Source organism: Bradyrhizobium sp., assembly GCF_049586575.1.
In the GTDB taxonomy this organism is placed as follows: domain Bacteria; phylum Pseudomonadota; class Alphaproteobacteria; order Rhizobiales; family Xanthobacteraceae; genus Bradyrhizobium.
Window position 1 is genome coordinate 1 of sequence record NZ_JBAVCF010000726.1, and the last position, 4,508, is coordinate 4,508.

4 protein-coding genes and 3 pseudogenes are annotated in these 4,508 nt (G+C 57.1%); 4 read left to right on the top strand and 3 right to left on the bottom strand.

Annotation, left to right across the window (positions count from 1 at the left end; translation table 11 throughout):
- Nucleotides 1–222 precede the first annotated feature (222 nt).
- Nucleotides 223–360: pseudogene (locus WB528_RS26400) on the top strand (pyridoxamine 5'-phosphate oxidase family protein); the annotation flags it as partial.
- Nucleotides 361–583: 223 nt separating this feature from the next.
- Here WB528_RS26400 and WB528_RS26405 read toward each other — a convergent pair.
- The 3 genes and pseudogenes from WB528_RS26405 to WB528_RS26415 all read right to left on the bottom strand — a co-directional run.
- Nucleotides 584–961, bottom strand: a pseudogene (locus tag WB528_RS26405) (DUF6512 family protein); the annotation flags it as partial.
- Between the two features lie 80 nt (nucleotides 962–1,041).
- Nucleotides 1,042–1,377, bottom strand: a complete 336-nt coding sequence (locus tag WB528_RS26410; RefSeq protein WP_423892251.1) for a PRC-barrel domain-containing protein — start codon at nucleotides 1,375–1,377, stop codon at nucleotides 1,042–1,044.
- A 231-nt stretch (nucleotides 1,378–1,608) separates the two neighbouring features.
- A complete protein-coding gene (locus WB528_RS26415; protein ID WP_423892252.1) occupies nucleotides 1,609–2,532 on the bottom strand; it encodes an NAD(P)H-binding protein in 924 nt (307 codons plus the stop codon).
- 110 nt (nucleotides 2,533–2,642) lie between these two features.
- Between WB528_RS26415 and WB528_RS26420 the strand changes: the two are divergent.
- The 3 genes and pseudogenes from WB528_RS26420 to WB528_RS26430 form a co-directional block, all read left to right on the top strand.
- Nucleotides 2,643–2,759, top strand: a pseudogene (locus WB528_RS26420) (P-type conjugative transfer protein TrbG); the annotation flags it as partial.
- A 132-nt stretch (nucleotides 2,760–2,891) separates the two neighbouring features.
- On the top strand, nucleotides 2,892–3,104 hold the full coding sequence (locus WB528_RS26425) for a PRC-barrel domain-containing protein (protein ID WP_423892254.1): 213 nt from the start codon (nucleotides 2,892–2,894) through the stop codon (nucleotides 3,102–3,104).
- Nucleotides 3,105–3,110: 6 nt separating this feature from the next.
- A complete protein-coding gene (locus WB528_RS26430) occupies nucleotides 3,111–3,299 on the top strand; it encodes a hypothetical protein (protein WP_423892256.1) in 189 nt (62 codons plus the stop codon).
- Nucleotides 3,300–4,508 lie beyond the last annotated feature (1,209 nt).

Genomic DNA, 4,508 nt, shown 5'->3' on the forward strand with positions numbered 1-4,508 from the left:
GAAGCGGTAGAAGTCCTACCTTCCGCATAGCCGATGATATTCAAAATGCGTCGGATGATAGTACCATGCTAGATGCGATTTTAGCTCAACAGTCGCCAATACTAGCTCAGCCATCTACCGGCGATCCCGCCTATTAGTCGTGACACTACAGCGCCGGTTTGCTGTGCGATTTTGACCTTGGTCAAACACCAAGTCTTTGGCGGCTTGGATCAGCATCGGATCATGACGATTGCGACATTAAGGCCGGACGGTTGGCCGCAAGCGACGACGGTTGGATATGTGAGCGAAGGCCTCGATCTTTACTTCCTGTGCGGGCCAAATAGCCAAAAGGCCCACAATTTGGCGGTGGACGACCGGGTCTGGCGGAAGGCCCCGACGGACCGGAGCTCTGTGGCTTTGCCGTCGACTTAGCGACCCCGCGCCATAGTGTCGGTTGCTTTGGGCGGAATTCCCCTGGTGCCATTGCGTCCGTCCTCAAACAATCCGAGCGGGGGCGGGTAGTAAGTGAAAGTGGAGTAGCGACAAATTGGCACAGAAGCAAGCTGATCCCGATTGAGCGCCCCCGCCGATTATGGATATTGACCTTGAGCAATTGAGCGGAAGCTAACTGGGCTGCGGCAACGGCAATTACAAACGCGGCAATGTCCAGCGCGAAAATGTTTTGTCCGAGCACTGCTGTATAGCCATAGAAAATAATTGCGATAAGTATCGGGGTAACGAGCAGCGCGTAACCCTTTGCCGACCAGAATGCTCGTGCGTTAAGCTGGCGCATCGCGTTTTCCGAGAGCGCCCATAACAGTGCGGGCCAAAATGCGAGTTTGAAATGCTCCCAGACAGATTCATTGACGGGCGCCACCAATGCCATCGGCTTCCAATACCCGGACCATGCAAAAGCAAAGTGAAGGGCTGTTCCTGCCAAAATGATGAACGAGATGCCTAGCAAATCCCATCGAGTGAGCACAATCCATTCCAACCCCTTGCCATGGCGAAGCAATCGATCCCTGCCAGATTGGCGCTTATACCTGCGGCAGGTTGACTGCTCTACACCGACCAATACTCCGGGTGGCGATAGACCGCAGAGCGGTCGCCCCAGTCGAAAGCCTCGCCGTCGAGCTCCGATGGGCCGCTCCTAAGTTCTGCTAACGTTAGGTTCGTTGTGTAGGCCTTACGCGCCACATCGTACTTCAGCGTATCCCAAGGCACCGGATAGTGGTGTACCTCACCTTTGAATAATCCGCCGCATCTCACGACCGCGTAGGCAACTGTTCCGCTCTTCTTTTCAAGCATCAGTCGCTCGATCGTGCCGATCTTCTCATCGCCGCGACCGTAGACCGATGCAGTCTCTACGTGATCGCTGGGAACCAGGGTATGAGCCATGCCACCTCCCTGCAATTCTTCGCCACCGAACATTCCACGTTCAGTAGCCCAAAAAGCTGTGCATTAATTGGATCATCGGCAATTGATGTGGATCAACGGCCTGGTGACCTCACCAGTTCGGGCATCAAGGGCGGCGCAGCCTGGGCGGATATCAATTATACTGGCTCGCGGACTTAGCTTGCATGAGCAGATGCAGAGTGCGCCTGTCATCCGAAGCGGATGGACGGAACTTTAATCGCGACTCGACAGGATCTCCTGGAGCATCACCTCGACCGAGCGGGGCGAAATTTCGACTTCGGCAAATCCAGGAAACCCGGGCGCCGACACGGTGTCGACCTGCATCAACTCCAGTTGGTTACGGGTGAGAAATGGATTCGGGAGGATTTCGGAGGCCCATGCGAGCGCGTACCAAACGGCAAACGGAACTGGAACTAGCACCGGCGTAAGGCCGGCCTGATGCGCGACGGTTCTGAGAAACTTCTCGTAGGAGTACACGCGCGGGCCGCCGAGCTCCAAGATGGTTGAAGGCGTCTCGTCTCGCTGCATGACTCGGCCGATCGCCTCGGCAACATCCTCCACATAAGCCGGCTGCAATCTGGTCAGGCCGCGGCCGAACATCGGATAGATCGGAAGCCGGCGGAGTAACTTGAGTACGGTGGTGAGAAACGCATCGTCGGGCCCGAACATCACCGCCGGTCGGATGATAATTGCATCGGGGAAAGCGGCACGAACCGCCAGTTCACCTTCGCCGCGCTTTCGGATGTACCGGGATCGCGAGGTGGCATCGGCGCCAATTCCTGAAACGTGAACGAGCCGCTCGGCGCCCGCCCCGCGCGCTCGCGCCGCTACCCGTTGGGCCGCCTCGACGTGCACGGAATGAAAGGTTTCCTCTCCGTGCTCGACGTAAAGACTAACCGCATTTACGACGCCGTAAGCGCCGACAAGCGCATCCGCGACTGATCGCTCGTCGTGAATATCGGCCGCTACGGATTGAAGTTGCGGACCATATGGGACGAAATGTTCGCGTCGCCGATCCGGATGCCTAGACGCAATCCGAACGGGAAATCCGTGATCGCGCAGACGGCGAACGACGCGGCGGCCGAGAAAGCCGGTTCCGCCGAACACCGTGACGGTGCGACCGCTGGTTGCGGCCATATGATCATTTCCTTTTCAGCCCGGAAAGATACTCGTCGAGGTAAAATTCCGTGTCTAGGGCTATGCCCCGAATGGTCGGTTCGGGTCATCGGCATCGATGGTCCGGCGTCGCCGGCGACACCGTTCGCTGGATCGTCGGCGATACAGAAAGGGGTAGTGGCGAGAGCCGGCGCGTTCACATCTTGGTCAAACCGACTAGGATCACCCCGTGGGTGGTGGATGTCGACCATCTAGGCCAGGCCCAGGCTGTGGGCGCCCGCCGTGCTTCGGTTTCCACCGACACTCGTTTGTGACGTCCCCGGTCACGACTTGCGCACTTTCTCAGGTAAATAACTGGCCGTTCCACGGTGAGACCATTTATGCCAACGGCGAAGATCCGTGCGTCCACGATCCTCAGCGAGTTCGAGCAGGCCCAAGGCGAGCTTGTTGGCAAAGCCGTGGTCCTTACCGACGGAAAAGCCGGTACGGTAGAAAAAATTTGGCTCGACGAAATGCATGGCCTGCGAATATCGATTGCTGGCCATCACGGGAAATGGCCGGTCTCAACCGTCAAGTTCGCGCAACCCAGCTGATTTACGATGCTCGGTTTGAAGCAACGAATCTCTTTCGGATTCGAAGCTCTCGATCTCCATGTTCAGGAGGGTGATCGTCAATTGATCGTCCGTCGACGCAAGGATGCGCTGAAGGTCAACGATCTTCCTATCGATAACTTCGCGCCTGTACATAATCGAGCCCGCAGCGCCATTGAGGAAATCAGGATGCGCTGATTCGCGATAACCCGCTACGATCGCGTGACCTCACAGAGATCCCGTGCCCGTATGAAACGAACCTATTGCGCGGATCCGGAGCAATTGAAACCCAGAGCGCCATCAGCCGGCTATAGGCCCATCAATGGCCAACGGGGTGAAACCCTCGCATTTCAAGCAGACGTGCCCGGCAATATGACCTGTACAGCGAACTGATAATTGCCCACATGATCGCACCCCGTTGTTTGATCAACGGCTAAGCTGACAGACGATTGTTTCAGGCCGGTCTCGCGAGGTGCTCAAAATGGTTTCGTGGGCGAGCTAGGGCACGTCCGCCGTGCTTTAACATCCAAAGTAATGCTGGTTTGCCGAGGGGCGAAGGCAGTTAAGAAAATCTTAACGTTCGAAATTGGGGCTGCATATGCGCGGCACACCTCTTCGCGCGCGCGAGACGGGGGGCCTGTCCCTGGTACCCCGGGGGATAGAATTTCGTCAGCGCAGCCCGATGCGGCCATGTTGAGGCCGTCAAAACGACTTAGGTGCGCTCAATAGTTGATCGTGCGCGGTACGGCTCTCTCCCATAGGAGACATCCGGTGACTTCGAGCGTCAAGCAACGCGCAGCTTATGATCCGATCTACGACATCAACCCAGCGACGGGCGTCTGCGTTGAAGTGTTTTATTCAGACCGCACGCTAGAGACGTTCGGCAAGTGCGGCTCGGGCTGGTTTTGGTGGCCGCGCTCGAGCGGTTATTCGCCGGAAGGCCCGCCTACTGGACCATTCCCCACGTGCTACGCTGCTTATCGGCACGCCGTGGGGACTAGATTGGGGACCAGCCGCGATTGCCCGGATAATTTGCAAATAGGATCAGATGGATAATGGAGCATCGAGGCGGAGAGAGAGAGGGATTGCCACATCGCGCCAGCAAGCTCAATAAAATCAATGTCTTAGAACTCGCCCGTTCCAACCGTGTGTACCAGTCTTGTGCCCTGAAGTCGAGCCGCGCCGAGCGCATTATTGAGCGTTGAGTTTCCGATCTCTGTCGCGACGGAAGGCATGGTCGACGGAATGCTCCCCTATCACGAGATTCGGAAACGCCGTTACCTTGCGCGATTTTCTTTCGCGCAAATTGTGCCCGCGCCGTTCGGGGCAGTTACGCAACAACCTCCGAGTGCAATAACGTCACCGGTCGCGATGTCCTCTGGCAGTATGAATGCGCACTCCACAAGG

Coding starts and splice junctions, on each gene's coding strand:
- WB528_RS26410 (WP_423892251.1), bottom strand. CDS start 1,377: ATGGCTCATACCCTGGTTCCCAGCGATCACGTAGAGACTGCATCGGTC.
- WB528_RS26415 (WP_423892252.1), bottom strand. CDS start 2,532: ATGGCCGCAACCAGCGGTCGCACCGTCACGGTGTTCGGCGGAACCGGC.
- WB528_RS26425 (WP_423892254.1), top strand. CDS start 2,892: ATGCCAACGGCGAAGATCCGTGCGTCCACGATCCTCAGCGAGTTCGAG.
- WB528_RS26430 (WP_423892256.1), top strand. CDS start 3,111: ATGCTCGGTTTGAAGCAACGAATCTCTTTCGGATTCGAAGCTCTCGAT.